At 63.6% G+C, this 24,378-nt stretch carries 28 protein-coding genes and 1 tRNA gene; 19 read left to right on the top strand and 10 right to left on the bottom strand.

Annotation, left to right across the window (positions count from 1 at the left end; translation table 11 throughout):
- Nucleotides 1–76: 76 nt before the first annotated feature.
- Genes ACTJI4_RS17855 through ACTJI4_RS17865 form a run of 3 tightly spaced genes read right to left on the bottom strand, consistent with a single transcriptional unit; the run spans nucleotide 77 to nucleotide 2,218 of the window.
- Nucleotides 77–1,645 (bottom strand): PepSY-associated TM helix domain-containing protein, encoded by a 1,569-nt coding sequence (locus ACTJI4_RS17855; protein ID WP_392921015.1) that lies wholly within the window; start codon nucleotides 1,643–1,645, stop codon nucleotides 77–79.
- Between the two features lie 10 nt (nucleotides 1,646–1,655).
- The gene (locus tag ACTJI4_RS17860) at nucleotides 1,656–1,919 is read right to left on the bottom strand and encodes a hypothetical protein (protein WP_440870108.1); all 264 of its coding nucleotides are present in this window, start codon (nucleotides 1,917–1,919) and stop codon (nucleotides 1,656–1,658) included.
- On the bottom strand, nucleotides 1,919–2,218 hold the full coding sequence (locus tag ACTJI4_RS17865; RefSeq protein ID WP_440870109.1) for a hypothetical protein: 300 nt from the start codon (nucleotides 2,216–2,218) through the stop codon (nucleotides 1,919–1,921). The genes ACTJI4_RS17860 and ACTJI4_RS17865 overlap by 1 nt, the downstream gene beginning before the upstream one ends.
- 421 nt (nucleotides 2,219–2,639) lie before the next feature.
- Between ACTJI4_RS17865 and thrS the strand changes: the two genes are divergently transcribed.
- The 9 genes from thrS to ACTJI4_RS17910 all read left to right on the top strand — a co-directional run bounded on the left by thrS (nucleotide 2,640) and on the right by ACTJI4_RS17910 (nucleotide 10,524).
- Nucleotides 2,640–4,544 carry a threonine--tRNA ligase gene (gene thrS, locus ACTJI4_RS17870; protein WP_392921023.1) on the top strand — a complete coding sequence of 635 codons (1,905 nt, stop codon included), beginning with the start codon at nucleotides 2,640–2,642 and terminating at the stop codon, nucleotides 4,542–4,544.
- A gap of 48 nt (nucleotides 4,545–4,592) precedes the next feature.
- The gene (gene infC / locus ACTJI4_RS17875; RefSeq protein WP_026070650.1) at nucleotides 4,593–5,132 is read left to right on the top strand and encodes a translation initiation factor IF-3; all 540 of its coding nucleotides are present in this window, start codon (nucleotides 4,593–4,595) and stop codon (nucleotides 5,130–5,132) included.
- 367 nt (nucleotides 5,133–5,499) lie between these two features.
- Entirely contained in the window at nucleotides 5,500–5,697 is a 198-nt protein-coding gene (gene rpmI / locus ACTJI4_RS17880; protein WP_017355265.1) for a 50S ribosomal protein L35, read from the top strand.
- A gap of 10 nt (nucleotides 5,698–5,707) precedes the next feature.
- The gene (rplT, locus tag ACTJI4_RS17885) at nucleotides 5,708–6,067 is read left to right on the top strand and encodes a 50S ribosomal protein L20 (RefSeq protein ID WP_003484828.1); all 360 of its coding nucleotides are present in this window, start codon (nucleotides 5,708–5,710) and stop codon (nucleotides 6,065–6,067) included.
- 192 nt (nucleotides 6,068–6,259) lie between these two features.
- Nucleotides 6,260–7,258 (top strand): phenylalanine--tRNA ligase subunit alpha, encoded by a 999-nt coding sequence (gene pheS, locus ACTJI4_RS17890; RefSeq protein WP_392921071.1) that lies wholly within the window; start codon nucleotides 6,260–6,262, stop codon nucleotides 7,256–7,258.
- A 79-nt stretch (nucleotides 7,259–7,337) separates the two neighbouring features.
- Nucleotides 7,338–9,716 carry a phenylalanine--tRNA ligase subunit beta gene (gene pheT / locus ACTJI4_RS17895; RefSeq protein ID WP_440870110.1) on the top strand — a complete coding sequence of 793 codons (2,379 nt, stop codon included), beginning with the start codon at nucleotides 7,338–7,340 and terminating at the stop codon, nucleotides 9,714–9,716.
- A gap of 27 nt (nucleotides 9,717–9,743) precedes the next feature.
- Nucleotides 9,744–10,043 (top strand): integration host factor subunit alpha, encoded by a 300-nt coding sequence (locus ACTJI4_RS17900; protein WP_005410432.1) that lies wholly within the window; start codon nucleotides 9,744–9,746, stop codon nucleotides 10,041–10,043.
- Nucleotides 10,024–10,380, top strand: coding sequence for a MerR family transcriptional regulator (locus tag ACTJI4_RS17905; protein WP_068853353.1), 357 nt, complete (start codon nucleotides 10,024–10,026; stop codon nucleotides 10,378–10,380). Before ACTJI4_RS17900 ends, ACTJI4_RS17905 begins: the two co-directional genes overlap by 20 nt.
- Nucleotides 10,381–10,447: 67 nt before the next feature.
- Nucleotides 10,448–10,524, top strand: a tRNA-Pro gene (locus tag ACTJI4_RS17910).
- Between the two features lie 433 nt (nucleotides 10,525–10,957).
- On the opposite strand, the gene ACTJI4_RS17915 is transcribed toward ACTJI4_RS17910, so the two are convergent.
- Nucleotides 10,958–11,146, bottom strand: coding sequence for a hypothetical protein (locus ACTJI4_RS17915; protein WP_440870139.1), 189 nt, complete (start codon nucleotides 11,144–11,146; stop codon nucleotides 10,958–10,960).
- Here ACTJI4_RS17915 and ACTJI4_RS17920 point away from each other — a divergent pair.
- The 4 genes from ACTJI4_RS17920 (at nucleotide 11,114) to ACTJI4_RS17935 (ending at nucleotide 15,882) form a co-directional block, all read left to right on the top strand.
- Complete coding sequence (locus ACTJI4_RS17920; RefSeq protein ID WP_440870138.1) at nucleotides 11,114–11,866, top strand: AAA family ATPase; 753 nt, start codon at nucleotides 11,114–11,116, stop codon at nucleotides 11,864–11,866. The genes ACTJI4_RS17915 and ACTJI4_RS17920 overlap by 33 nt on opposite strands.
- Before the next feature lie 91 nt (nucleotides 11,867–11,957).
- Nucleotides 11,958–14,321, top strand: coding sequence for a S8 family peptidase (locus ACTJI4_RS17925; protein WP_440870111.1), 2,364 nt, complete (start codon nucleotides 11,958–11,960; stop codon nucleotides 14,319–14,321).
- Between the two features lie 672 nt (nucleotides 14,322–14,993).
- Entirely contained in the window at nucleotides 14,994–15,206 is a 213-nt protein-coding gene (locus ACTJI4_RS17930) for a hypothetical protein (protein ID WP_440870112.1), read from the top strand.
- Nucleotides 15,187–15,882, top strand: a complete 696-nt coding sequence (locus ACTJI4_RS17935) for a hypothetical protein (protein ID WP_440870113.1) — start codon at nucleotides 15,187–15,189, stop codon at nucleotides 15,880–15,882. The genes ACTJI4_RS17930 and ACTJI4_RS17935 overlap by 20 nt, the downstream gene beginning before the upstream one ends.
- 72 nt (nucleotides 15,883–15,954) lie before the next feature.
- Here ACTJI4_RS17935 and ACTJI4_RS17940 read toward each other — a convergent pair whose 3' ends face one another.
- On the bottom strand, nucleotides 15,955–16,428 hold the full coding sequence (locus tag ACTJI4_RS17940; protein ID WP_440870114.1) for a hypothetical protein: 474 nt from the start codon (nucleotides 16,426–16,428) through the stop codon (nucleotides 15,955–15,957).
- Between the two features lie 370 nt (nucleotides 16,429–16,798).
- Between ACTJI4_RS17940 and ACTJI4_RS17945 the strand changes: the two genes are divergently transcribed.
- From ACTJI4_RS17945 to ACTJI4_RS17960, 4 genes are all read left to right on the top strand, one after another.
- Nucleotides 16,799–17,206, top strand: a complete 408-nt coding sequence (locus ACTJI4_RS17945; protein WP_440870115.1) for a GNAT family N-acetyltransferase — start codon at nucleotides 16,799–16,801, stop codon at nucleotides 17,204–17,206.
- A gap of 117 nt (nucleotides 17,207–17,323) precedes the next feature.
- Complete coding sequence (locus ACTJI4_RS17950) at nucleotides 17,324–18,328, top strand: HWE histidine kinase domain-containing protein (protein WP_392922002.1); 1,005 nt, start codon at nucleotides 17,324–17,326, stop codon at nucleotides 18,326–18,328.
- Nucleotides 18,325–18,720: a response regulator gene (locus ACTJI4_RS17955; RefSeq protein WP_440870116.1), complete on the top strand. Its 396-nt coding sequence runs from the start codon at nucleotides 18,325–18,327 to the stop codon at nucleotides 18,718–18,720. The genes ACTJI4_RS17950 and ACTJI4_RS17955 overlap by 4 nt, the downstream gene beginning before the upstream one ends.
- Before the next feature lie 434 nt (nucleotides 18,721–19,154).
- A complete protein-coding gene (locus ACTJI4_RS17960; protein WP_392921086.1) occupies nucleotides 19,155–19,328 on the top strand; it encodes a DUF1328 domain-containing protein in 174 nt (57 codons plus the stop codon).
- Nucleotides 19,329–19,393: 65 nt separating this feature from the next.
- Here ACTJI4_RS17960 and ACTJI4_RS17965 read toward each other — a convergent pair whose 3' ends face one another.
- The 5 genes from ACTJI4_RS17965 to ACTJI4_RS17985 form a co-directional block, all read right to left on the bottom strand.
- Complete coding sequence (locus ACTJI4_RS17965) at nucleotides 19,394–20,164, bottom strand: transporter (RefSeq protein WP_440870117.1); 771 nt, start codon at nucleotides 20,162–20,164, stop codon at nucleotides 19,394–19,396.
- A 70-nt stretch (nucleotides 20,165–20,234) separates the two neighbouring features.
- Nucleotides 20,235–20,717, bottom strand: a complete 483-nt coding sequence (locus tag ACTJI4_RS17970; protein ID WP_392921092.1) for a hypothetical protein — start codon at nucleotides 20,715–20,717, stop codon at nucleotides 20,235–20,237.
- A 96-nt stretch (nucleotides 20,718–20,813) separates the two neighbouring features.
- On the bottom strand, nucleotides 20,814–21,236 hold the full coding sequence (locus tag ACTJI4_RS17975; RefSeq protein WP_392921095.1) for a hypothetical protein: 423 nt from the start codon (nucleotides 21,234–21,236) through the stop codon (nucleotides 20,814–20,816).
- Nucleotides 21,233–21,460 carry a hypothetical protein gene (locus ACTJI4_RS17980; RefSeq protein WP_440870118.1) on the bottom strand — a complete coding sequence of 76 codons (228 nt, stop codon included), beginning with the start codon at nucleotides 21,458–21,460 and terminating at the stop codon, nucleotides 21,233–21,235. Before ACTJI4_RS17980 ends, ACTJI4_RS17975 begins: the two co-directional genes overlap by 4 nt.
- Nucleotides 21,461–21,462: 2 nt before the next feature.
- A complete protein-coding gene (locus tag ACTJI4_RS17985) occupies nucleotides 21,463–22,239 on the bottom strand; it encodes a MipA/OmpV family protein (protein ID WP_392921101.1) in 777 nt (258 codons plus the stop codon).
- A 113-nt stretch (nucleotides 22,240–22,352) separates the two neighbouring features.
- Here ACTJI4_RS17985 and ACTJI4_RS17990 point away from each other — a divergent pair, with 113 nt between their 5' ends.
- Together ACTJI4_RS17990 and ACTJI4_RS17995 are read left to right on the top strand one after the other, a co-directional pair.
- Entirely contained in the window at nucleotides 22,353–23,027 is a 675-nt protein-coding gene (locus ACTJI4_RS17990; protein ID WP_392921104.1) for a response regulator transcription factor, read from the top strand.
- A complete protein-coding gene (locus ACTJI4_RS17995) occupies nucleotides 23,024–24,358 on the top strand; it encodes a sensor histidine kinase (protein ID WP_392921108.1) in 1,335 nt (444 codons plus the stop codon). Before ACTJI4_RS17990 ends, ACTJI4_RS17995 begins: the two co-directional genes overlap by 4 nt.
- Nucleotides 24,359–24,378: the final 20 nt, after the last annotated feature.

Genomic DNA, 24,378 nt, shown 5'->3' on the forward strand with positions numbered 1-24,378 from the left:
CATCTCCGTTGCAGGTCATGCGTTACCGAACCGATCACCGTTATCGGCAGTCGTTTGGGCTCCGGGGCCAGAGCTCTTACGCCCGCGCGTGCGCCCACACGCTGTTGGGGTCACCGTATACGGCTCGTCGCCGGGTGGCGCGTGCCATCGCGGCAAACCCCAGCGCCATTGCCAGCGCCACGCCGTCCACCCAGAACAGCGGCCAATAGCCGCGCGCGGCGCTGGACCACAGCCACAGCCCGCTCATCGCGCCGTGCACCACCGGGATCAGCGCGGTCACCGCCGCCGCTGCCCACAGCAGCTCCACCGCGGCCTTGGACGGCGCGCGCAGCGCCGCCCACAGGGCGCAGCCGCCCCAGACCAGGAAGCAGGTCCAGCGCATGCCTGCATCGGCATGCGCCGGGGCCAGGTGCTCCAGCAGCTGCACGCTCACGAACGCGGCCGACACCGCCACGCACAGCCCGATGCACACGCCCACCGTGGCCCGCGCCATGTTGACCTGGGCGCGCCCCTGCGTGACCTGGCGGCGCTTGCGGCGCGACTCGATCCACAGCAGGTTGCCCGAATAGAACAGGAACGCCCCGCCCAGGCCGAGCACGAAGTAGAGCCACGGCACCAGCCCGTTGCCGAATTCGCCGAAGTGCAGCGCATAGGCCGCCGCCAACGTGGCGTGGTTGGCATCGCGATGCCCGGGCAGCTGGGTGTGCAGCACATCGCCGGTATTGGCATCCATCGCTACCGCGCCCAGCGGGCCCAGCGACACGCCGCCATCGCCGGTGATCTCGATCACCGCGTTGCGGTCACCGGCATTGGCCAGCTTCAGGTAGGCCGGCTCAAACACCGCCTGGCCCTTGTCGTTGGCTACCGCGATCGCCCGCGCATGCAGCATCGCCAGGCTGCCGGCACGCACCGGCTCGTTGGCCGGCGCGCGGATCGGCGCGGTATCGGTCGCCCCCGGCAGCGCCGCCAGCAGCTTGCCGTCGTAGATCAGCGGGTTGAGCGCGGCCATCTGCAGGAACATCAGGCACAGCAGCGCACCGGTGACCGCGAACAACAGGTGGAAGGGCAGGCTGAGCACGCCGATCACGTTGTGCGCGTCCTGCCACATCTGCTTGAAGTTCCGGCCCGGGCGCAGCGCGAACAGATCGCCCACCAGTTTGGGCAGGTGGATCACCAGCCCGGACAGCAGTGCCAGCCCGTACAGCAGGCTGACCACGCCCATCAGGTAGATGCCGGCCACCGGCAGGCCCAGCGTGTAGTGCAGCTCGTTGATCAGCTCGGCCAACCCGGCCTGCGGCGGGGTGGGGCTGCCATCGACATGGTCGGCCCAGGCAAACAGCCAGGTGCCCTTGGCATCCTGCCAGTACGCGATGGACTGCGGCGTTTCCGCGCCGGGGAAGGTCATGCCCACATGCTTCCGCGCGTCAGGGTGTCTGGCGAGCACGCCATCGAGCAGCCGCTGCGCATCGTCCAGGGTCTGCGCCGGCTGGTCCATGCCCTGCGGCGACTGCCACAGCGGCAGGTCATGGTGGAACACGGTAATGGCGCCGGCATAGAACGCCACGAACAGCGCAAAGCCGGCCACCAGGCCTACCCAGGTGTGCACGGTGGTGAAGGTACGCAGGGTAAGCGAACTGAATTTCATCGAAGAGGCCTCACTGCACCCAATGGAAGTGGCGCAGCAGCCACAGCAGGCCGAAGCCGAACGCGGCGCAGGCGCTCAGCCACCCCCACGCGCGCAGCCCGGTGCGGAACGCGAACGCCCACAGCGCGGCCAGCATCCACAGCGGAATGAAGGCGATCATGCCGGGCACGATCACCGACTGCCACGGACCCGGCGGCAGCCAGGTGATCAACCCGGTGACGGCCGCGGCCACGAAGAAGCCTGCCAGCAGGCCGGCCAGTGCACGTGCCCACATCAGCGCCGCGCCTCCGCATCCGGCCGCGTCCAGGCGGCCAGGTAGGGCAGCGCCATGGCGGTGAGCATCCAGCCGCCCAGGGTGACGCAGAACCCAGTGGCAAAGCCGAGCTGGCCCATCCACAGCCACAGCGAGGTGGCCGCGGCCACCAGCCCGAGCTGGCGGCCCAAGCGGCCGGCCCGGCGCAGGCGCGGCCAGCGGCAGTGCGGTGAGGCAGCATAGAAGGCCAGCGCTGAAAAGGCCGACGCCGCGCCGGCCAGCGCGCAATACAGCAGGGCCAGGGCATCTGCACTCAGCATGGGCGTGCCGCGCAGGGCTGGGGCGTGCGGGCCGAAGGGGCGGCGCAGGGCATGGAAATCCTTGGAAACGAAGACCGTTCGAACAATGCGGCAACCTGCGCATGGTAATCATTGCCGTTTTCAATCGCCACAACGCCCCGTTCAGTAGTGGCGGCCTCCGCTCTGCCGGCGGCGGGATTGGGCTTCCCCACCCGTTTGGTTTAAGATCGGTGCATCCACCTCGAGGCAACAAGGTGACCCGCGCCCAGCGCCGGTCCAGCGTGCGACATGAGCACTACCACCGCCCAGCGCTGAACGTCATGACGGCCCCTTGCCCAGGCGCCTTCATGGCGCTTTTCTTTTATCCGGCCGCGCGCCCCGGACACCCTCGACCCCGTTTCCCTGGCCTGCGCCGCAGGCCCACCAGCACAAAGCCCCAGCCATGATTGCGATCACGCTTCCCGACGGCAGCCGCCGTGAGTTCGAAAACCCCGTCAGTGTCATGGACGTCGCCCAGTCGATCGGCGCCGGCCTGGCCAAGGCCACCATCGCCGGTTCGGTGGACGGCACGCTGGTCGATGCCAGTGACGTCATCGACCATGACGCCAGTCTGCGCATCATCACCGCCAAGGACGAGGAAGGCGTGGAGATCATCCGCCACTCCTGCGCCCACCTGGTGGGCCATGCGGTCAAGCAGCTGTACCCGGACGTGAAGATGGTGATCGGCCCGGTCATCGCCGAAGGCTTCTATTACGACATCTACTCCGAGCGCCCGTTCACCCCGGACGACATGGCCGCCATTGAAAAGCGCATGGGCGAGCTGATCGCGCAGGACTACGACGTGGTCAAGAAGATGACCCCGCGCGCGGAAGTGGTGGAGATTTTCAAGGCCCGTGGCGAAGACTACAAACTGCGCCTGATCGAAGACATGCCGGCCGATATCCAGGCCATGGGCATGTACTACCACCAGGAATACGTGGACATGTGCCGCGGCCCGCACGTGCCCAACACGCGCTTCCTGAAGGCCTTCAAGCTGACCCGCATTTCCGGCGCCTACTGGCGTGGCGATGCGCAGAACGAACAGCTGCAGCGCATCTACGGCACCGCCTGGGCCGACAAGAAGCAGCTTGAGGCCTACATCAAGCGCATCGAAGAAGCCGAAATGCGCGACCACCGCCGCATCGGCAAGCAGCAGGACCTGTTCCACCTGCAGGAAGAGGCCCCGGGCCTGGTGTTCTGGCACCCCAAGGGCTGGGCGCTGTGGCAGGTGGTCGAGCAGTACATGCGCAAGGTCTACCAGAAGAGCGGCTACGGCGAAGTGCGCTGCCCGCAGATCCTGGACGTGAGCCTGTGGAAGAAGTCCGGCCATTGGGACAACTACCAGGACAACATGTTCTTCACCGAATCGGAGAAGCGCACCTACGCGGTCAAGCCGATGAACTGCCCGGGCCACGTGCAGGTATTCAACCAGGGCCTGCACAGCTACCGCGACCTGCCGATCCGCTATGGCGAGTTCGGCTCCTGTCACCGCAACGAGCCGTCGGGCGCGCTGCACGGCATCCTGCGCGTGCGTGGCTTCACCCAGGACGACGGCCACGTGTTCTGCACCGAATCGCAGATCGAATCGGAAGTGACCGCCTTCCACCAGCAGGCGCTGGCGGTGTACCAGCACTTCGGCTTTGAAGAAATCCAGATCAAGATCGCCCTGCGTCCCGAATCACGCCTGGGCGACGATGCCACCTGGGACAAGGCCGAAGCCGCGCTGCGTTCGGCGCTGTCCAGCTGTGGCGTGGAATGGCAGGAGCTGCCGGGCGAGGGCGCCTTCTATGGCCCGAAGATCGAGTACCACCTGAAGGACGCCATCGGCCGCACCTGGCAGCTGGGCACCATGCAGGTCGATTTCATGATGCCCGGCCGCCTGGGCGCCGAGTACGTGGACGAAAACAGCCAGAAGAAGCACCCGGTCATGCTGCACCGGGCCATCGTCGGCTCCATGGAACGCTTCATCGGCATCCTGATCGAGCACCATGCCGGCCAGTTCCCGGCCTGGCTGGCCCCGACCCAGGCGGTGGTGGCCAATATCACCGACGCCCAGGCTGAATACGTGCAGGAAGTGACGAAAACCCTTGCAGATCAAGGGTTCCGCGTGACGTCGGATTTGCGCAACGAGAAGATCGGTTATAAGATTCGCGAGCATACGCTGCAGCGGGTCCCGTACCTGCTGGTGGTGGGCGACCGTGAGAAGGAAAATGGCGCCGTAGCCGTGCGTACGCGCTCGGGCGAGGATCTGGGCAGCATGTCCGTCCAGGCCTTCATCGAGCGGCTGCAGGCAGAACAGTCCGTGTAAGAATGTCCCGGCCCTGCGGATGATCCGCTCTGGGCCGGTTTGATTCCTCTGGGAGATTGCAATATCAGTACCCCTGACAACAAACAGAACCGCAAGAATCAGGAAATCCGGGTGCCGCGCGTACGCGTGATCGGCAGTGACGGTGAAATGATTGGCGTGTTGACGCGTGACGAAGCGCTGTCGATGGCCGAAGACGAAGGTCTGGACCTGGTCGAGATTCAGCCGCAGGCTGATCCGCCGGTGTGCAAGATCATGGACTTCGGCAAGTTCAAGTTCGAAGCGCAGAAGAAGGCCAACGAGGCCAAGAAGAAGACCAAGCAGGTCGAGATCAAGGAAGTGAAGTTCCGCCCGGTCACCGATGAAGGCGACTACCAGATCAAGCTGCGCAAGATGCGCGGTTTCCTGGAAGAGGGTGACAAGATCAAGGTGAACATCCGCTTCCGTGGTCGTGAAATGAGCCATCAGGAACTGGGTCGCGAAATGGCCAACCGGATCGAGGCCGATCTGGGCGAGGACATCGTGATCGAGTCCCGCCCGCGCCTGGAAGGCCGGCAGATGGTCATGATGATCGCGCCGAAGAAGAAGTAACCGCGCTGGCCCGGCGCGCGCCACCTCGCACGTGGCGCTGCAGGCCATCCGCGTAGCGACACGCCACGCGTGTCCCAGACGGTGCCCGGATCCGGGCGCCGTTCAGGTTTGTGCTCGCCTGCAACCCCTCGGCGCACCAAACCCCGCCCAATCAAAGGTTTGCAACCCTCACAGTTCCCATGCATAATGGGCGACCCCGTTTTTTCGCGGGGCTGCTGTTTTGAACGGTTTCACGCTTTTCAACGGCAACAGGACCGGCCTGGCTCCCAATGGGGATCCCGGGCTTACAAGCAGGCAAGGGCACGGACGGAAAGTGTGGCAATGCCACCGCCCTGGTCAGTGACAAAACATCATCAAGGACATTGCAATGCCCAAGATCAAGACCAACCGGGCGGCGGCCAAGCGTTTCCGCAAGACCGCCTCCGGCAAGTTCAAGGCTGGCCACGCCAACCGCAGCCACATCCTCACGAAGAAGTCGACCAAGCGGAAGCGCAATCTGCGTCAGACGAACCATGTTCGTGCAGAAGACGCAGGCCGTTTGAACCGTATGCTTCCCTACCTCTGAGGACTGACCCATGGCACGAGTAAAGCGTGGCGTACAGGCGCGTCGCCGCCACAAGAAGATTCTGACCCTGGCCAAGGGCTACTACAACGCACGCCGCAAGGTCTTCCGCGTTGCCAAGCAGGCCGTCATCAAGGCCCAGCAGTACGCCTACATCGGTCGTAAGCAGAAGAAGCGTAATTTCCGTTCGCTGTGGATCACCCGCATCAACGCGGCTGCCCGCATCAATGGTCTGAGCTACAGCCGTTTCATGAACGGCCTGCTCAAGGCAGGTATCACCCTGGACCGCAAGGTTCTGGCCGATATCGCCGTGCACGACGCAGCTGGTTTTGCAGCACTGGCCGAAAAGGCCAAGGGCGCGCTGGCGGCATAAGTCCATTCCCCGCCGTTGCCGTGCAAACGCAACGGCTGCGGGTAAGGCAATGCATGGGGAAGGGCGCAAGTCCTTCCCCATTCTTTTTTGTGGCGGCGGCAGCCCAACCGGGTGCCGTCCCGACAGCGGTGGCGACGGGGGTCGGCCCGGCGCGCATCGCGAAGGCATACCGACGCGAGGTCCAGGCTATCCATGAGTGACATCCAATCCCTGACCACCCAGGCGCTGGCCGACGTGGCCGCCGCCCAGAGTCCCGATGCGCTGGAAGCCCTGCGCGTGGCGCTGCTTGGCAAGAGCGGCAGCATCACCGCACAGCTCAAGCAGCTGGGTGCACTCCCGGCCGATGAGCGCAAGGCCGCCGGCGAAGCCATCAACCAGGCCCGTGACGCGCTGACCAGCGCGCTGGGTGAACGCAAGGCCGTGCTCGAGAGTGCGGCGCTGGACGCCCGCCTGGCCGCCGAAGCAATCGACATCACCCTGCCTGGGCGCCGCGCCGAACGCGGTGGCCTGCACCCGGTGACCCGGACCCTGGAGCGCATCACCGACATCTTCGGCCGCCTCGGTTACGAGCTCTCCGAAGGCCCTGAAATCGAAGACGACTGGCACAACTTCGAAGCCCTGAACTTCCCGCCGCATCACCCGGCGCGTGCCATGCATGACACCTTCTACTTCGGCGATGGCCGCCTGCTGCGCACGCATACCTCTGGTGTGCAGGTGCGCTACATGGGCGACCACGCACCGCCGCTGCGCATGATCGCGGCCGGCAAGGTGTACCGCAGCGACAGCGACCAGACCCATTCGCCGATGTTCCACCAGGTGGAAGGCCTGCTGGTGGATGAGCATTCGACCTTCGCCGACCTCAAGGGCACGCTGTCCGAGTTCGTGCGCGCGTTCTTCGAACGCGATTTCGAGATGCGTTTCCGCCCCAGCTATTTCCCGTTCGTGGAACCGGGTGCGGAAGTGGACATTGCCTGGCAGCAGCCCGACGGCAGCACCCGGTGGCTGGAAGTGCTTGGTTGCGGCATGGTGCACCCCAATGTGCTGCGCAACGTGGGCATCGACCCGGAGCGCTATACCGGCTTTGCCTTCGGCCTGGGCGTGGAGCGCTTTGCCATGCTGCGTTACGGCGTGAACGACCTGCGCGCGTTCTTCGAGAACGACGTGCGCTTCCTCAAGCAATTCGCCGGATGACCGGATGCCGGGCAGCGCCCGGCACTACGATTGTTGAATTACGGCCCAGGCGCGTGCGCCGGCCCACCAGGGTGACACCATGAAATTCTCTGAAAACTGGCTGCGCAGCCACGTCCCCACCACCGCCTCGCGCGACGAGCTGAGCGCGGTGCTGACCGCCATCGGCCTGGAAGTCGAAGAGGTCACCAACCTCGGCGCCAGCCTGGACCACGTGGTGGTGGCACGTATCGTCACCGCCGAGCGCCACCCCGAAGCCGATCGCCTCCAGATCTGCCAGGTCGATGCCGGGCAGGGCGAGCAGCTGCAGATCGTGTGCGGCGCGCCCAACGCGCGCCCGGGCCTGGTGGCGCCGCTGGCGATGATCGGCGCGAAGATCGGCGACTTCAACATCAAGGCGGCCAAGCTGCGCGGCGTGGATTCCAACGGCATGCTGTGTTCGGCCAAGGAACTGGGCCTGGACAGCGACGCCTCGGGCCTGTTCGAGCTGCCCGATGACGCCCCGGTGGGCCAGTCGCTGGTGGAGTACCTGGGCCTGCCCGACGCCAGCATCGAGATCAAGCTCACCCCCAACCGCGCCGACTGCTTCAGCGTGCGCGGCATCGCCTTCGACGTGGCCGCCGCGTGCGCCAGTGAAGTGGTGCCGTTCAATGCCGCGCCGATCGCCGCCGTGGGCAGCCGCGAACTCACCATCGCGCTGGACGCCGGCGCCGAAGCGCCGCGTTACCTGGGGCGTGTGATCGAGGGCGTGAACCCGCGTGCCGCCACCCCGTTGTGGATGGCCGAGCGCCTGCGCCGCAGCGGCGTGCGCCCGGTGTCGCTGCTGGTGGACATCACCCAGTACGTGATGCTGGAACTGGGCCAGCCGATGCACGCCTACGACCTGGGCACCCTGCAGGGCAGCATCGCCGTGCGCCGCGCGCGCGCCGGTGAAACCCTGAAGCTGCTGGACGGCCGCGACGCCGCGCTGGACGACGGCTTCCTCGTCATCACCGACGTCGACCGCCCGGTGGGCCTGGCCGGCATCATGGGCGGCTACGACACCCGCGTCACCGACGACACCACCGCCGTGTTCCTGGAGGCCGCGCACTTCGCGCCGGCCGCCATCATGGGCCGTGGCCGCAAGCTGGGCCTGCACACCGACGCCGGCCACCGCTTCGAGCGTGGCGTGGACCCGGCGCTGCCGCGCACCGCGATCGAGTACGCCACCCGGCTGGTGCTGGACCTGGCCGGCGGCACCCCCGCGCCGGTGACTGAAGCCCTGCGCGAGGCCGACCTGCCGGCCACCGCGACCATCGGCCTGCGCCGCGCGCGTATCGCCCGCGTGCTGGGCATCCAGATTGCCGACACCGACGTGGAGCGCATCCTGCGCGCGCTGGGCATGGACGTGGCAGCCGCTGCCGACGGCTGGCAGGTCACCGCGCCCAGCCGCCGCTTCGATATCGCCATCGAAGAAGACCTGATCGAAGAGCTGGCCCGCATCCACGGCTACGAGCGCATTCCCACCACCCTGCCCGGCGGTGCTGCGCGCATCGCCATGCCCAGCGAGACCCGCCTGGACGATCTGGGCACGCGCCGCCAGCTGGTGGCCCGCGACCTGCAGGAAACCATCAACTACGCCTTCGTCGACGCCGGCCTGCTGGCCCAGTGGCAGCTGCAGGACAACGTGGTGGCCCTGGCCAACCCGCTGTCGGCCGAGCTGGCGGTGATGCGCCCGGCGCTGCTGCCGGGCCTGGTGGCCACCCTGGGCCGCAATGCCGCTCGCCAGCAGGGCACCGTGCGCCTGTTCGAACTGGGCCGCGTGTTCCACCCGCAGGCCGGGCAGGGCGCCGCCCCGCTGGAAACCCAGCGCGTGGCCGTGGCCGTGTGTGGCGATGCCACCCCGCAGCAGTGGGGACTGGCCACCCGCAAGGTCGATTTCCATGACCTCAAGGGCGACCTGGAATCGCTGGCCGCCGCCTCCGGCGCCGCACTCAGCTTCGTGCCCTCCACCCGCCCGTACGGCCACCCGGCGCGTTCGGCCGAGGTGCTGCGCGAGGGCGCCAGCATCGGCTGGATCGGCCAGATCCACCCACGGTTGGCCAAGGCCATGGACATCGACGTGGACGTGTTCGGCCTGGAGCTGGACCTGGCCCCGCTGGCCGCCCGCAGCCTGCCGCGCGCCACCGAGCTGTCCCGCTTCCCGTCCGTGCGCCGCGACCTGGCCTTCCTGGTACCCGAAGCGGTCGCCTGGGCGGACCTGGAAGCCACCCTGCGCCGCGCCGTGGGCCCGCTGCTGCGCCAGGTGACCCTGTTCGACCGTTACGTCGGCCAGGGGGTCGAGCCGGGCTTCAAGAGTCTCGCTATGGGCTTGATTTTGCAGGACAAGTCGCGCACTCTGACGGACCGCGACGTGGATGCGGTGGTCACCGAGGCGGTGGCCGCAATGGAGCGTGAACACCACGCCCGGATCCGCGGTTGAGCGGGCAGCATGGGGGGGTAGCAGGCAATGGCATTGACCAAGGCTGAGATGGCCGAAAAGCTGTTCGACGAAGTGGGTCTGAACAAGCGCGAAGCCAAGGAATTTGTCGACGCGTTCTTCGATGTACTGCGTGAAGCGTTGGAACAGGGACGTCAGGTGAAGCTTTCCGGCTTCGGCAACTTCGACCTGCGGCGCAAGAACCAGCGCCCGGGCCGCAACCCGAAGACCGGCGAGGAAATTCCGATTTCCGCCCGTACGGTGGTCACCTTCCGTCCGGGCCAGAAGCTCAAGGAAAGGGTAGAGGCATATGCTGGATCCGGGCAGTAACCGCGAACTTCCGCCGATACCGGCCAAGCGCTACTTCACCATTGGTGAAGTCAGCGAGCTGTGCGATGTAAAGCCGCACGTGCTGCGCTACTGGGAAACCGAATTTCCCAGCCTGGAACCGGCCAAGCGCCGTGGCAACCGCCGCTACTACCAGCGCCACGACGTGCTGATGGTGCGCCAGATCCGCGGCCTGCTCTACGAACAGGGCTACACCATCGGCGGTGCCCGCCTGCGCCTGGAAGGTGCCGGCGCGCGCGACGAATCGGCGCTGAGCAACCAGATCATCAAGCAGACGCGGATGGAGCTGGAAGAAGTGCTCCAGCTGCTGCGCCGCTGAACCATTTTCCGATCAAACCGGTTATACTCGTCGGCCCGCTGAGAGGCGGGGACAACACCAGCAACATCGGGGCGTAGCGCAGCCTGGTAGCGCATCTGCCTGGGGGGCAGAGGGTCGTCGGTTCAAATCCGGCCGTCCCGACCATTGTTGGTTGTAGATCAAGGGCTTGTACCAAACGGTGCTGGCCCTTTTTCGTTTCCCCCCTTTCGCCCCATGCCAACCAAAAGACTGCCCGGGTTTGTGACGACCCCCGAGAATCTCAGAACTAGACCTGGCCAGTCAGGCCCTCGTCTCAGCCCATGACACTCGACGGTGTATGCTCCAGCTGCACGCTGCAGGGAAATCGCTAGCGGAGCTGTGCGCTTCAGGGATGTGGGTGAGTCATGGCTGATATCGATAGGTGAGTATTCAAATGGCCAGAAGCGATCTTCTAGTATCACTAGTGCGGGCTGCGGCTAGCGGTGACCAGACTTCTGTTCGAACCACCGCAGAGGCACTGGCCGCAGATGAGCGCGCCAAGAATCACCACGTGGTGGCTGATCGGCTAGAGCGCGCTTTGTCGTCCGTGGCTGTGACTTCAAGCAGCTTGCTTTCTGTCGCTGACAAAGAGCAGAAGGGAGGGCGTGACGCGGTTCTCGAGCTTGAACCACGAATGCGGATGGACCAGCTTGTTCTCCCACTGCCAGTCCAGGAGGCTGGACGACAGATCGTGGAAGAACATGTTCGGGCCGGTGTGCTCCGGGCGCACGGGTACGAACCGCGACATCGCATACTCTTGTCCGGGCCCCCTGGTAATGGGAAAACCTCATTTGCCGAATCCGTGGCAGAGGCACTGTCGCTTCCTTATTTCATCGTACGTTACGACGCTCTGATCGGGAGCTATTTGGGTGAAACCAATGCTCGGCTTCGGAAGTTGTTTGACTTTGTGCGTTCACGACCCTGCGTTCTGTTCTTCGATGAATTCGATTCCATTGGGAAGGAGCGAGGGGACAGCCATGAGACTGGCGAGATCAAGCGAGTTGTGTCTTTCTTGCTTTTGCAGTTAGATCAACTTCCAAGTAACGTTGTCGTGATCGCAGCGACCAATCATGCCGAGCTTTTAGATAGGGCAGTTTGGCGAAGATTCCAGTACCGTTTAAATTTCCCAATGCCCACCCGCGCTGCTGTGGAAGTTTTGCTTGATCGAATCATTGAGAGGTGGCCTGAGGCTCCTTCCCGTACGTTGCCTGAGATGTCGGTAGACCTGAGCTCTGCTACGTACTCGGAAGTTGTGGATTTTTGTCAGAATGTGAGGCGTCGTCAGATCTTGGGTCTGGGCGCAGTTTCCGTCGATGATGCAATTGACCACGAGATGAAGATATGGAAATCAAGAGTTCAGCCAGAGGTAAGGCATGAGGCCGGATCCCAGGAAGCCCCTTCTCAGAGTGACTCCCGATCCACAGCGAGGCGTTCGACAAGGAAGACAACAAAACAGACCGAGTCCTGAGCCCCATCCCCGCTCCCGCCAGGAGACGCTATTCGAGCCAACATTTGGGCGATTAGCGGCGAGTTTGGCGCGCGATAGCGGTGGACTCGAGTTGCGTGCTGACCCTGCTGCAATTGCGCCAGAACGTCTTTTGGTTTTTGAGGTTGCTGGAGAAATCTCGCGCTTCTTCGAGGCTGTCCGAAATGTTCACGGTCTTGAGTGGATAGATGAGGAAGAGGCGGTAGGGGATTCCGGCGCGTCTGGCGCTATTGCCTACTTGATGGTGCCCGACGCCCGCGCACTAAATGAGCTAACGGGGTTGTGGCGTACTTGGTCGACGTCAGGGACTTTGCCGCGGGGTTTTGCGCCTTGGGCCCACGTTTTTTCACTACTAAATGACTTAAGGCCGTGGGGGCCAAGAGATCGAGTAGATCCTTCCGATGCTGAAGAAATCGAAGGGCTAATGGATGAAGATCCCCATGAGCTGCTAGCGATCGAAATCGAGCTGGTGTACCGGCAGAATCGATCTCGGGCATTGGAAGCAAAAGCCGCAGTCCAGCGCAGGGTGCTGGAAACAGGCGGGCGGGTCGCCGAGCATTCAAGGATAGATGCTATCCACTACGATGCCCTCCTCGTTGAATTGCCCAGACGTGAGGTAGCAGGCGTTCTTGCTCTGTCACCATCGAGCATCGCTGGTGTCGACGAGGTCATGCATATTCGTCCTCAGGGATCAGCGACGAAGCTGGATGTAGAGGAAAATGTTTCTCAATCAACACCGCCGTCCCGACCATTGCCGCAAAGGGAATTGGCAGGGCCGATTTTGGCGCTCTTGGATGGTGTTCCCATGGCCGGGCACAACCTGCTCAGCAGGCACTTGGTTGTGGATGACGTGTTTGAGCTCGAGCCATACTCCCCGGTTGATGGCCGAGTGCACGGTACGGCAATGGCTTCTTTGATCATCCACGGTGATCTAAATACCCTACAGCTTGACCTTCCTCGGCAGATTCATACGATTCCCGTAATTCATTCATCCGGAGAGGGCGACGAGACGTTTCCAGCAAAACGATTGCTTGTAGATGTGGTGTACCAGGCCGTGCTTTCCATGAGAGAGGGCGCGGAAGCAACTGCGCCACATGTCCTGATAGTCAATGTATCTCTCGGCAACAAGCGTGCGCGTTTTCACGGGCGCATCAGTCCGTGGGCTCGGCTGCTGGACTACCTATCCTATCGCTATGGAATTCTCTTTGTTGTAAGTGCTGGAAACAACTCGGAGCCCTTGCTTCTGGAGGGTTTCAATGGTCGAACTGCATTTGAGGATGGATCTCCGGGCGAGCGAGCTAGAGCTGTTGTGAAAGCGGTTGGTGCGTTTATGGCCCAGCGCACTATCATTTCACCTGCGGAGTCAGTGAATGCGTTGACGGTCGGAGCATCTAATCAGGACGATGTTGAGGAGCAGTATCGGGCGGCAGCATCGATGTTGATCGATCCGTACTCCTCAATACTTATCTGTAATCCGTCTAGTACTCTGGGGCCTGGCTATGGCGGAGCTGTCAAGCCGGACGTGCTAATGTCGGGTGGAAAGGAACGACTCGCATTCATGCGTTCGGAGTCGCAAGGTATATGGGTACAGCCCGGAAGGGTAGGGCGTAGCAACGGGTTGAAGGTTGCTGCTCCGCCAGTTTCCGGTCGCGAATCACCAGAGAGCTACACTTCTGGAACAAGTGCCTCGGCCGCTTTGGTGTCTCGTACGTGCCATAGGATTCATGACGCTTTGGAGCGGGCGTATGGTCTTCCGTTCACCGAATTACCCCACGCCCAGCGAGCAGTCTTGCTCAAGGTGCTTCTCGCCCACTCTGCGCGGTGGCCATCTGACTCAGTAAGCGTAATTCAAGAGTGTCTAGGCCCAGATGATCGGCGGCAGCATGTACGGCGCAAAGACAATGTGAGGCGGCTCATCGGGTACGGCGTCGTGGACCCAGAGGCGGCCATCACTTGCGCTGATGATCGCGCCACAGTTTGGGCGACGGGTGTAATCAGTAGAGATCAGGTCGTTACGGTCTCGGTCCCGATTCCCGCTGCGATGGGCGGTAGGGCGCTTCCCCATGAAATTGTTGCGACTCTCGGCTGGTTAACCCCGGTTGTTGCGGGAGCAAAAGCTTATCGTTCAGTGCGTCTTTGGTTGCTGGACTTGGATGTGGATGGCATGGGCGTTTCTGCGAGTTCCGAGCAACCTGATATGAACCAGGCCAGACGCGGGACGCTGTTCACTAGGAGATGGGAAGGGGCGCGCGTAGCCAACGTAGTGGAGGGGGCGCAGGTTCAGTTGAGAATCCAGCGTCAGCCTGACCAGGACTCTCGCGTGGTAGATGAGCAGATTCCCTTTGCGGTTGCTGTAACCATTTGCATGCCTGACGTGCACGGCATCTATGATCAGGTCAGACAACGCTTGGAGATACGTCCTCAGGTTTCCGTCTAAGAGGTGTTGTGGAAATGAGCAAGTCGCAGTCAGATCAGGACGCCGGGACCTGTGTCTTGCTGCGCACGTGAACGCCCATAGGTACAGAATTCATAATGCTTTGGATTCTTCCGAAGAATGCTATGACCTTTCTTGGAATTTTGCGGGGAGGAGCAGTTGTGGGATACATCGATAGCACCCAGTATTTGATCACGTGCCCTAAATGCTCTGCGGAAGACGCTCCGCGGGCTATCCAGTATGGCTCGATGTACAGCGCCGGTCACTGGGGAGGTCCTTCGTCTGAAGTTTTTTCCCTTGCACTTGAATTGCAGGGGGAGGAAAGGGTCATTGTGTCCGCGAGCTGTAACCGATGCGGAGCAGAGGCCTTGGTACAGATTACTCATACCGGCCCGTGAGCAATTTTGGCGGTAAAGGCGCCTTCTCGAATGGCTGTGCGCAGAGATCGATCCCGTGATGGAACTTTGTCAAACGCTACGCGCTGAACAAAGATGGTGCGTTCTAAGTTGAAGTGCCGGTTCTATCCGTTTCATGGTGTAGAAAAGTGGACAAGGGATCAATGCTAAGAATCCCCTGTGTTCGGCTGCCGCTCCTGCTTAACTTTGGGATCGGCCCCACCCTTTTTGTTCTTATAGAGTGGTACGGTTGCGCCCCCTGAATTTCGGAGGCGCTTTCATGTATTACAGCGCCTTTTCCGACACTGTTTTCGGCAAAACGCTGCGCCGGGCACTGGATTCACTCAAAGTGCGTGGTAGTGACGTGCTTGCAAAGCGCAGACTTCAAAATCTGGCCGACAAGATTGCAGTGACAAATGCGGTTGGTGCTTGGGAGCTTCGCGCATATGCATGTACTATCAGCGATTCATTTGATGCTGCGGACGAAACCTGAATTTGCATTGAGCATGAAGCCCGGTGATCGAGCTGTTATTGTGTGCTGGCTGGCAATGCTATGCGTCACTGGTCAGGCGAGCAAGGTTAAAGGGACGTTCGCCCAGTTTCGATCTAGTTTGGATGACGACCTTGTCGCAATGGCTGCGGCGATCTACCTACTTGGATACGTAGGCTTGCTGCATGAGGCTTTTCAGCTTCGCGAGCGGCTCTCCGCCTTGGGTGGTGATCCTGGTCGAGACGTATTTAGCGGCAAATTCTGGATAGGCTTGCCCCGGGACCTTGGTGTCGCCACGCCGCTTGCTGTTGAGAAGTTTCCCAATCCGTTGCGCTGTAGCGTTTCCAAGTTCTCACTGTCGGACGCCGAGAAAATTCTTGGGGATCAGGGGTTGAGCACCGACGCCTGGTCTGAGCTCATGGGTTGTGCACTCCGCTTTCTTCGCCAAAGAGGGCTGAAGGTAGTTGCCGTGCGAACTTCATTTGTTCCGTATGACGATCGTCCTGCCTCAATGTTCTTTCAGCTAATAGTTCAAGCTGAGCCAGATGTCTGCCGCGATGCGAAATGGGAGTTCTGTGGAGTGCTGGTTGAGGTGAACTTTCCCATCATCGACGCCGGGGCCGCATCCATTGCCTTCATCCCGACCTTGCTGGAGTCAAGCAGCGCGAAAGTCGCCTGAAGATGGAAGTCATGCGTGATTGCATTTGAATGAAAAAGGCCCACTGAGGGCCTTCTTCTTTAGCGCGTGGTTCTAGTGAGTGGTTGGCGGTGTGCCCGTCTCTGTCTCCATCGGTGCCAGGGGCTCTTCATCAATGTCCACGATGGCGATCAGTGCGAGGAGGTTCTTTATCGGCATGTCCTCCACCGTTCCAGGGCAGCGTTCCAGCACATCGATCAGCTCCAGCAGTTCGATGATCCTCAGGTCGTAGATGCGAAACAGCTTGCGTATGGCGCGGAACAGGTCGTGTCGAGAGGGGTCGTGCTGGCCGATCATGCGTTTGACGAAGTTGCCCGCATCCGGGGAGCTTCCGCAGCGGCTCTCAGCGAGGGCCTGCATGATCTCGCCGATAGTCAGCGAATCCAGCGGTCGGGTGGTGGCGGCCAGGCGTTCTTCGAGTTCGACCCATGCCGAACTGTTCCATTCCAGCGAGTCGGAGATATCGCCGAAGTAGTGAGTGAGGTGGACGGTGACGCGGGTTGGCGCTGCGAGGGAGTCGTTGGACATTGCGGAATTCCTCAGTAGAAGTGAGATCCACCGCCCTGCGAAATGCCGATGGGCGCTGGTGCGCCTTTGACTCGGAACGCCAATTCCGGCCGCCGAATGTGCGGCGACGTACAGATGCTGCGTGCGATGAGACAGGCCAGTCAACGACTGGGGTGACGAACTGTGCGGTAGGGAGCGTTTGCTTGATCAAACCGTGCGGCGCGACGCGCTTGGTTTGTGCGCTGGGCACATTCTGTGTGGGGCGCTGCGCTGGCTGCGTCCCCCCAGCTACCATGCAGATGTCAGTTTCAAACCGGTTTTCATGGAGGACACCTCAATGACAGTAAGGCGACTAAGGGCCACAGATCTGGAGCAGGCCAGTGCGGTGTGCATGGCGTCCTTCCTGGAGGCGGTGGCGCCGTCACTATCGCCGCTGGGGATTGAGACGTTTACCGGCATCGTTTCGATGAACGGCTTCGCCGACCGCATGTCCGACGACAACGACATGTTTGTCTTCGAGAGCACCGGGCGGGTCGTCGGGGTGGCCGAGCTGATGGGCGGCCAGCATGTGGCCACGCTGTTCGTTGCGCCGGGGTGGCAGGGGCAGGGGGTCGGGCGGGCACTGATGCAGGCGCTGCTGGAGTGCGCGCGGGGCGAGGTGGTTACGGTGCGGGCATCGTTGAGCTCGGTGGCGGCCTACGATCGGTATGGGTTCCGGGTGTCGGGGGAGGTGGGGGAGTACCTGGGGCTGGTGTATCAGCCGATGGAACGCGTACCTGCTGAAGGGAAAGCGGACTGACAGTCCGCTTCTACCGGCGCGCTTCTGCCGCCCCCGGTTCACCCAGGGCTGACGTGATCCCGCTTTCACGCCACCGCGCCTATGCTTCCCCCCAAATGAACAGGGCTCTATCCCGTGCTGCAGGAACAGGAAGACAACAGCGCCAGGTGGCGGATCTACGAAGCTCTTCTACAGGCAACGCCGGATCTGTCGTACGTCTTTGACCTGCAACATCGCTTCATCTACGCAAACAAGGCGCTGCTGAACATGTGGGGCATGAGCTGGGATGAGGCCATGGGCAAGACCTGCCTGGAGATCGGCTACGAACCCTGGCACGCGGCAATGCACGATGCTGAGATCGAGCGGGTGATTGCCACCAGGCAGCCCATCCGTGGTGATGTACCGTTTCCGCACGCCACCGAAGGCGTGCGCATCTACGATTACATCTTCACCCCGGTGATCGGCCCGGATGGCGAAGTGGAGGCCATCGCCGGCAGCACCCGCGATGTAACCGAGCGCAAGCGCCACGAGCAGCACCTGCAACTGCTCATCAACGAGCTCAACCATCGCGTCAAGAACTCGCTGGCCATGGTGCAGTCCATTACGCGCCAGACCTTCCGCAATGCACAGAGCATCGTCGACGCCGGCGAAAAGATCGAAGAGCGGTTGTTGGCGCTTGCCGGCGCACACGATGTGTTGACCCGCGAAAACTGGCACAGCGCCGATATCCAGGATCTGGTCCAGGCCACGAGCGACCTGCATGGCGAAGGGGGACAGCGCTTCGACATCCATGGCGGGCCCTGCCGGCTTGATCCCCGCCGTGCACTGGCGCTGGCCATGGCCCTGCACGAGCTGGGCACCAACGCGGTCAAGCATGGGGCGCTGTCGGGTCCCGAAGGCCGCGTGCGAGTGGAATGGGCGCACCGCGAGGTCGATGGCAGGGACCTTATCGAACTGGAGTGGCAGGAGCGCGATGGCCCGCCGGTGCAGCCGCCCGCGCAGCGCGGGTTTGGTTCGCGATTGCTGGAACGTGGAATCAAGCACGATCTCGGCGGCAATGTGGAGCTGGCGTTCGAGCCGGGTGGTGTGCGGTATCGGGTCTCGATACCGCAGGGCGATGACGCGGTCCAGGTGCACCCATGAGTCCGCGCGTCCTGGTAGTCGAAGACGAATCGCTGATCGCGATGCTCGTCGAGGACGGCCTGGAGACGCTGGGCTACGAAGTGGTAGGGCCGGTGGGCACCGTGGATGCGGCGCTGCGGATGGTCGAGCAGACGCCCTTCGACCTGGCGTTGCTGGACATCAATCTGGGCGGGAAACAGTCGTTTCCGATAGCCGAGGCGCTGGAGTCGCGCGGCATTCCGTACGTATTTCTGACCGGCTATGACAGGTCCAGCCTGCCGCTGGCGTTCCAGCATCGCTTCGGGTTGCAGAAGCCGTTCCGGATGTCAGCGCTGCAAAGCGCACTCAAACGTCTGCAGGAATCAACGCCTGCGAGCAAGGCAGCCGCCCATCGCCCACCGCCGGGCCAGTGATGCGGGTGCCTGTCTGAATCAGCCGACGGCGCGGATCACTTCTTCAATCAACACGACGTAGCAGGCCACAAAGTAGACCTTGAGCAGGGCAGGGTGCTGCTTGGATACGAATGCGCGCATGGCATTTGAAGGAAGAGTGGGACGTCAGCATTGTGACCAGCCGGTGAAATTGAGGCAACGATCACACATTCAGTGCTGTGATGAGAGGTTACGTGAGCGACCTTCAAAATCAATGGTTTACGGGGGGTGGCTCGGAGAAGCACCCTACCGTTCGTCGGAAATTTCCTACGAGTGCACCTGAATACGTAGCCAACGTCTTCACAGTCAAGGTAGCGATTTCACGCCGTTCACGCGCCCCATTCACTGTTGCGGCACGCGTCAATGGCTAGCGTGGAGCCCTGTCAGTCAACCCGCATTCCGGGGAAAGGAACAACATGATCAAGTGGGCCATCATCTTCGCCATCATCGGTCTCATCGCCGGCGCGCTCGGCTTTGCCGGCATCGGCGGCGCCGCCATTGGCGTGGCCAAGTTCCTGTTCTGGGCCGGCATCATCATCGCCGTCATCCTGTTCCTGCTGGGCATGACGGTCGCCAGGAAAGTGACCTGACCCCAGGGCCGTAACGTGTAACACCGCCGAAGAAGCCTGCGCAGCGATGCGCAGGCTTTTTTGGTTCATTCGAAGTAGAACGACACGCCGAGCCCCGCCTGCAGATCCGGGCTGTTGCGGTCAAGGCCGAGGTCGAACGAGGCGTCCAGCTGCACTCTTCCTGCTGCCATCCAGGTGACGCCTGCACCTGCCACGGAGGTGGAAGGTTTGCCATTTGTATGGGTGAAACCGGCCTCGATGTAGGTGCTCACGGTGTCGCTTACGGCGAGGCTGAGGCTGGGCGACCAGCTGAATTCGTCTTCGCCCCCGCCGCGCGTGGCATTGGCATACAGCGCTCCGCTCCACGGGTCGTTGAAGGTGTATTCGTAGCTGGCGCCGAGCTGGTACTGGGTGCCGCCTTCGCTGAAGTCGCGCGAGCCGGTGTCGAAGCTGGTGCTGGCCAGCAGCGCGATGGCATGGTTGTCCGACTCGAGGGGGAGTGCGAACTTCAGTGCCAGGCCGCTGTCGCCTGCGCCACGTGTGGTGGTCGAGGGCGCATTGCGCGGCGCTTCGCGCAGGCGGTTCCAAGGGCTGCCGAACGCCTGCAGTTCCAGGTTGGCGCCCAGGCCCACGCGCAGCAGCAGGTCGGTGCCGTATTGCGTGGTGCGTGTGCCGTCGTCATCGCGGTCGCGTTCGTAGCTGGGCAGGCCCAGTTCCAGTGCGGCGCCGCCGCGCGGCAGCACCGAGGCGGAGAAGCCCAGTCCCGGGCGATCGAACGCGGGTGTTTCCGCGTCATCCTGCTGCGCCCACGCAGGCGCGGCCAGCGCCAGCACCATCACCGCCATCACACCACGCATCGCCACACCTGCTGTCGGGAAACAGCTGCAGCCTAGCGATGCGCCGGCAACGCGCCGTGAGGATGTGCTCTCACTCTTTTGCGCGGCCTTCGTCCTGGCCAGCGTCCCTTTCCCGGCGGGTATCGTCGTCGCTGTCATTGCGTCCCTGCCGGGCATGGCGCTGGCCGGGCAGATCGGTGGACAAGGTGCGCGAGGGTTCGGCGATCAAGGGGCTGCGGCTCTGTGCATGCACGCGCGGCAGGGGCACGCGCGGGTCGGGCAACACCCAGAAGCCATTGCCCAGTTCCGGGCGGCGTGCCGTCTCGTGGTCCAGCGGCGGGGCGGGATCTTCCTCTTCCAGGTCGGGCCACAGCGGGCCATTTCGCCTGCCGCCTTCGTCGTGCTCATGGTCGTGCGCGCTGTCGCTGTCGTCCGCAGCGGAAGGCGTCGTCTCATCCAACGCCTCGGCGGCCTCCTGCCAGCCCGGCGCATCGGGGCTTACTGCTTCGGCAAGCGGGGAGGGCGGTTCAATGCGAGGCGGCAGCGGCGGCGGAACATCGGAGGGAACTCGCATGTCAGTGCGTCCAGTGCGCTGGAAGGGAAGCCGGACAGTGATCCTGCCGGCCCCGCTTTTCAACGCAACAAGTCGCAAACTGCCCAACCGTGCGGATCACTCCGGGTGGGTCAGCGCCAGCAGCCCTTCCAGCAGCCGCGCAGCACGCGGCTGCCCGTCATCGTCGATCGGGCAGGCCATGGACTGCAGCCAGAAGCCGTGCGCGGCGCGGCGCGCGGCAGTGAGGCGGTGGTCGTCGCCTTCGCCGGGGTGGCGCAGCAGCTGGGCCTGGATCCATTGCTTGAGCGCCTGGGCGATCTCCGGGTCCGGCCGCCCACGCGGCGCACCGGCGCCCGGTTCGGGCGGCAGCAGGCACGCACGGAAAATCGCGGTGACATAGGCGCGGGAAAAGCGTCCGTGCCGGTCCGGGTCCTGGTCGATCAGCGTCTGTACGGCCTGGTCGAACGAGACCAGCGCCGCAGCCAGCGCCGGTGCATCTGCGGGTTCGTCAGTGCTCAGCATCGGGAAGGGTCGGCTCATGTGGGGGCCTGCGGCAGGTGCGGCGGCGTGGTGCCCGCCTGCGCGAGCACCCCGTGCAGCAGTTCAATCACCCGTTCGCCCTGGCCGTTGCAGGCCAGTTCGAAGGTGGTGTGGCCACCGAGGGCGGCCAGTGGGGCATGCAGGATCCATTGCAGTACCTGGTTGCGGTCCGGCTCGATCTGCAGCGCTATGTTGGCGACACGGCGTACGATGCCTTCGCGCATGGTCAGAATCCGTAAGTGAGCGCCAGCAGCGCGGTGTCCATGTGGTCGCCCCGGGTCATCGGGCTGTCTTTCACCGCACCGGAAAGCAGGGTGCGGCGCAGCGATGCAGTGGCGGTCCAGTGCGCGCCCAGCGGCATCAGCGCGGTGACATCGATATACGGGGCCACGCCGCTGTCGGCCGTGTAACGGGCCAGCCCGCTGCGCTGCGCTTCATCGGCACTGATGCCGAAGTAGTAATCGTTGAGCGCGCTGCTGGCGTAGTTCACGCCCACGCCGGGCATCAGCACGACCTTCCCGGTTGGAATCGGGTACGCGTACTTGGCATCGGCCGCCACGCCGCCGCCGTGGCCGCTCACTTCGGCCAGCACATTGCCCTGCAGCACGCCCCACGGCGCGGTGTGGCGCACGGCTACGCCGGCCATCGCAGAAAGATTGCGGTTGTCGAGCTGGCGCAGCTGCAGGTCATCGGTGTCCTTGCGCTTGAAACGCATCACGTGCGGCTGGGCCAGCAGCGAGACTTCGGTCTTGTCGTTGTCCAACAGCGTGTAGCCGATGCTGCCGCCGCGGAAATGGAACTTCTTTCCTTCGTAGTTGATGACCGGCACAGGCAGGACGTCGGTGTCATAGCCGGCATAGGGCGATTTCTGTGCCACCACGGCCAACCCCAGGCTGCTGCGGGCTCTTTCGCCGGGGGCGGCCTGGGCCAGCACGTTGCCGCTGGCCAGCAGGCCCAGCAGGGTGAAACCTGCCGCTGCTGCCTTCCGTGAACCGATCTGCATGGGTACTGCTCCTGGGGGCGATCAAACCCCCATGATGTCGCCCGGACATTGTGGGAACGTTGCGCCGGCCTGCGGGTTACCATCGGCGCCCATTCCCCCTTGCCCGTACTGCCATGCGCATTCTGCTGCTTGAAGACGACCCCGAACTGGCCGGCGCCATCCAGGCCAGCCTGGGCCGGCATGGCATGGTGGTGGACCTGGTGGTGTCGATGGCGCAGGCCGCTGAGGCGCTGAAATCGGGTGTACACCAGGTGCTGCTGCTGGACCGGCAGCTGCCCGATGGCGATGGCGCCAACTTCGTGCGGGTGGCGCGCAGTCACATTCCCAACCTGCCGGTGATCATGCTCACCGCGCGCGATTCGGTGGCCGACCGCGTGACGGGACTGGATGTGGGCGCCGATGACTACCTCACCAAACCGTTTGCCGTGGAAGAGCTGCTGGCGCGGATCCGCGCGATCTCGCGGCGGCCGGCGCAGATCACCCTGCCGGTGCTGGCGCTGGGCCGGCTGCAGTTCGATTTCGTGGCGCGCCAGGCCAGCGTGGCTGGTGCGCTGCTCGCCTTGCCGCGGCGACAGCTGCTGGTGCTGGAAGCACTCGCCCTGCGCCAGGGCCGCACGGTGGCGCGCGCGGCGCTGCAGGAAGCGGTGTACGGCTTCGATGATGAGATTCAGTCCAACGCACTCGATGCGCACGTCTCCAAGCTGCGCCGCGCGCTGGCCGATGCCGATGCGCAGGTGGAAATCCACGTCATGCGCGGTATCGGCTATCTGCTCAAGGAGACCGCATGAAGTTCCTCAAACCCGGCTCGCTGTCCTTCAGCCTGGCCTGGAAGATCTGCCTGATCCAGATGACCATGGTGGCGGTGGGCCTGACCGGCATGGTGCTGATGTACGGGGACCGTGGCGCAGCCTACATCGACTGGAAAACCAGCCAATCGGTGGCCGAGGCCATCCATGTTGAGGGCGATGCGCTGGGGGTGGATTGGGAGGCGGTCGACGCCGCCGTGCCTGATCGCCCGGCCACGTTCTGGTTTGCCGCCGCCGACGAGCAGGGCCGGACGCTGCAGCAGGGCAACGTGCCGGCTGCGTTCCGCCCACTGGTTGAGCAGTTGCAGCATGTCGAACCCACCGACGTGCGCACGCGCACCCACGGGGTGGAGCTGGCAATGCGGGTGTGGGTGACCGAACCGGAGGGTGGCCGCATCCACGTGATGCTGGGTGGCATTCCGCATCGGGGCCTGTGGCGGCAGATGCTGGTGGTGATCGGCTATCTCGGCGGCTGGATCACGCTGCCGCTGATCGTGATCACGCTGGTCGTGGCACCGTGGGCGATCCACCGTTCGCTGCGCGGGGTGAACCGGGTTGCGGCGCAGGCGGCAGCGATCCAGATCACCGAACGGGGGCGCGGCCTGGATACACACGCGGTGCCGCGCGAAATCGTGCCGCTGGTGGATGCATTCAACGCGGCGGTGCGGCGCATTGGCGAGAGCTACGATGCCCAGGATCGTTTCCTGGTGGGTGCCGCGCACGAGCTGCGCATGCCGATTGCGATCCTGGCCACGCGCATTGCCGATCTGCCGCCGGGGCAGGTCCGTTCGCGGCTGCAGCGCGACCTCGGGCGGTTGAGCAACATCGCCGAGCAGCTGCTGGACCTGCAGCGGCTGGATCATCACCGCAGCCAGCACCAGCGCATCGATCTGGCCGCCCTCACCGGCGAGGTCGCTGCGGATGTGGCGCCGCTGCTGATCGATGCCGGTTACGAATTCGCGGTAGACGCACCGGAGGCACCGGTCTGGGTGCTGGGCGATCCCGATGCGTTGCACCGGGTGATCAGCGGCCTGCTGCAGAACGCCATCGCGCATGGGGGTGGACGTGGCCTGGTGGTGGTGGAGCTTCAGGCCAGCGGGGTGCTGTCGGTGAGCGATGACGGCGATGGCGTCCCGGAGCAGGCGCGGCAATCGATCTTCGAACCGTTCCACCGGCTGCGCCCTAGCGGCAGCGGCAGCGGGCTGGGGCTGTATCTGGCGCGCGAGATCATGCTGCGCCATGGCGGCAGCATCGTGGCGGAGGAAGCGCCCAGTGGCGGTGCACGGTTCGTGATGACGCTGCCGGTGGTATAGGGAAAGCGTGGGGCCGGGTA

Origin of the sequence: Stenotrophomonas sp. 22385, from assembly GCF_052045085.1 — a bacterium.
Lineage (GTDB): Bacteria > Pseudomonadota > Gammaproteobacteria > Xanthomonadales > Xanthomonadaceae > Stenotrophomonas.

Coding starts and splice junctions, on each gene's coding strand:
- ACTJI4_RS17975 (WP_392921095.1), bottom strand. CDS start 21,236: ATGAGCCGACCCTTCCCGATGCTGAGCACTGACGAACCCGCAGATGCA.
- ACTJI4_RS17955 (WP_440870116.1), top strand. CDS start 18,325: ATGAGTCCGCGCGTCCTGGTAGTCGAAGACGAATCGCTGATCGCGATG.
- rpmI (WP_017355265.1), top strand. CDS start 5,500: ATGCCCAAGATCAAGACCAACCGGGCGGCGGCCAAGCGTTTCCGCAAG.
- ACTJI4_RS17965 (WP_440870117.1), bottom strand. CDS start 20,164: ATGCGTGGTGTGATGGCGGTGATGGTGCTGGCGCTGGCCGCGCCTGCG.
- ACTJI4_RS17900 (WP_005410432.1), top strand. CDS start 9,744: ATGGCATTGACCAAGGCTGAGATGGCCGAAAAGCTGTTCGACGAAGTG.
- ACTJI4_RS17930 (WP_440870112.1), top strand. CDS start 14,994: ATGTATTACAGCGCCTTTTCCGACACTGTTTTCGGCAAAACGCTGCGC.
- thrS (WP_392921023.1), top strand. CDS start 2,640: ATGATTGCGATCACGCTTCCCGACGGCAGCCGCCGTGAGTTCGAAAAC.
- ACTJI4_RS17935 (WP_440870113.1), top strand. CDS start 15,187: ATGCTGCGGACGAAACCTGAATTTGCATTGAGCATGAAGCCCGGTGAT.
- ACTJI4_RS17905 (WP_068853353.1), top strand. CDS start 10,024: ATGCTGGATCCGGGCAGTAACCGCGAACTTCCGCCGATACCGGCCAAG.
- ACTJI4_RS17915 (WP_440870139.1), bottom strand. CDS start 11,146: ATGTCGCGGTTCGTACCCGTGCGCCCGGAGCACACCGGCCCGAACATG.
- ACTJI4_RS17940 (WP_440870114.1), bottom strand. CDS start 16,428: ATGTCCAACGACTCCCTCGCAGCGCCAACCCGCGTCACCGTCCACCTC.
- pheS (WP_392921071.1), top strand. CDS start 6,260: ATGAGTGACATCCAATCCCTGACCACCCAGGCGCTGGCCGACGTGGCC.
- ACTJI4_RS17985 (WP_392921101.1), bottom strand. CDS start 22,239: ATGCAGATCGGTTCACGGAAGGCAGCAGCGGCAGGTTTCACCCTGCTG.
- pheT (WP_440870110.1), top strand. CDS start 7,338: ATGAAATTCTCTGAAAACTGGCTGCGCAGCCACGTCCCCACCACCGCC.
- ACTJI4_RS17960 (WP_392921086.1), top strand. CDS start 19,155: ATGATCAAGTGGGCCATCATCTTCGCCATCATCGGTCTCATCGCCGGC.
- ACTJI4_RS17980 (WP_440870118.1), bottom strand. CDS start 21,460: ATGCGCGAAGGCATCGTACGCCGTGTCGCCAACATAGCGCTGCAGATC.
- ACTJI4_RS17945 (WP_440870115.1), top strand. CDS start 16,799: ATGGCGTCCTTCCTGGAGGCGGTGGCGCCGTCACTATCGCCGCTGGGG.
- ACTJI4_RS17860 (WP_440870108.1), bottom strand. CDS start 1,919: ATGTGGGCACGTGCACTGGCCGGCCTGCTGGCAGGCTTCTTCGTGGCC.
- rplT (WP_003484828.1), top strand. CDS start 5,708: ATGGCACGAGTAAAGCGTGGCGTACAGGCGCGTCGCCGCCACAAGAAG.
- ACTJI4_RS17995 (WP_392921108.1), top strand. CDS start 23,024: ATGAAGTTCCTCAAACCCGGCTCGCTGTCCTTCAGCCTGGCCTGGAAG.
- ACTJI4_RS17855 (WP_392921015.1), bottom strand. CDS start 1,645: ATGAAATTCAGTTCGCTTACCCTGCGTACCTTCACCACCGTGCACACC.
- ACTJI4_RS17970 (WP_392921092.1), bottom strand. CDS start 20,717: ATGCGAGTTCCCTCCGATGTTCCGCCGCCGCTGCCGCCTCGCATTGAA.
- ACTJI4_RS17990 (WP_392921104.1), top strand. CDS start 22,353: ATGCGCATTCTGCTGCTTGAAGACGACCCCGAACTGGCCGGCGCCATC.
- ACTJI4_RS17865 (WP_440870109.1), bottom strand. CDS start 2,218: ATGCTGAGTGCAGATGCCCTGGCCCTGCTGTATTGCGCGCTGGCCGGC.